1 protein-coding gene is annotated in these 1,292 nt (G+C 28.1%); it reads left to right on the top strand.

The annotated features are described in order from the left end of the window. The first annotated feature begins 140 nt into the window (after window positions 1-140). A complete protein-coding gene (locus tag U9R42_00205; GenBank protein ID MEA3494441.1) occupies window positions 141-1,070 on the top strand; it encodes a lysylphosphatidylglycerol synthase transmembrane domain-containing protein in 930 nt (309 codons plus the stop codon). The last annotated feature ends 222 nt before the right edge of the window (window positions 1,071-1,292 follow it).

The following is a 1,292-nucleotide window of genomic DNA, read 5'->3' as shown; positions in this document are numbered from 1 at the left end:
AATAAATAATCTGACTGCGTTAAAATTTTGCTCAATAGCTACGGCTATTCAGAAAAATTTGTGCCTTGCATCTTATTCATTATCTTTGTTTCTTAAAAGAAATGTATTTATAGAACCTCCCTATAAAAAATATAAACAAATTGAAATTACTTAAAACATTTTTATACATACTAACAATAGCAGGAATAGTTGTATTTCTTTATTTTCAAAGAAATGACTTGATGATTCTGATAAAAATAAATCCGCTATTGCTTAGTATTCTTTTGGGAGTATCAATACTTACTGTTTTTTTTAATGCTTTAATTTTTAAAACCAATATTTCTATTTTTAATATTTACTTAAAATTCAAAATTTGGTTTGGACTATCAGCAAGTAATTCAATGTACAACTACCTTTTACCAATGCGAGGCGGAATGGCTTTAAGAGCTATTTATTTAAAAAATAATCATGACTTTCCTTATTCAAAATATCTCTCTTACCTCAGCGGATATTATATTTTAAACTTCGCTGTTGCTGCTCTTCTTGCACTTATCACAGGCTTTACTCTAAAACTTTATACCGACATCAACACAATGATTTTGGTTATTAGTTTTCTTGTTTTTATATTTTTCCTTTCATTTATTTTCATAGGATATAAATTTGATGCTGAACGAATTCCCCAAAAAAACAAAATCCTTAATTTTATAAAAGAGTCAATAGTAGGTCTCAAGCAGTTCAAAAAAAACAAAAGCAAGGTTGGATACATCATTTTATTGCAAGTAGTTTTTATACTTATAATGAGTGTACGCCTTTATCTCTCCTACTACGCCCTTGGAATAGAAATAGATTTTTTAAAGATTATTTTAATTCAATCCTTTGTAGTTTTTTCAATGGTATTATCGGTAACTCCGGGTAACATTGGCATCAAAGAAGGAATAATTGGACTATCCGCCAGCTTGTTCGGTTTATCACTTGAAGAAGCCTTGCTTGGTGCTGTACTCGATAGAATGATTGAAATGATAATTATCTTTATCCTAGGAGGTTTTTATAGCAAAGGATTGTTTAAGAATTTTCAATTGAGGAAAAAATGAAATATATAAAAATGTTTTATCGAATTTTACGCCTGCCTGCAGAAATGAAATTAAGGAAGGAATTAAAAGAATGTATGAATTCTACTTGATTGTTAAGTGTAAGATGTTTTTATAATTGTGATTTAAGAGAATTATCAAATCCTTTTGCTTATGCTTAACTTTTCATCTATCCTCCTAAAATCTGATAAAAAATAGAACATTGAATTTGACAAATTAACAATT

Source organism: Bacteroidota bacterium, from assembly GCA_034723125.1.
GTDB lineage: Bacteria > Bacteroidota > Bacteroidia > CAILMK01 > JAAYUY01 > JAYEOP01.
This window is presented reverse-complemented; position numbering and strand designations above follow the sequence as displayed.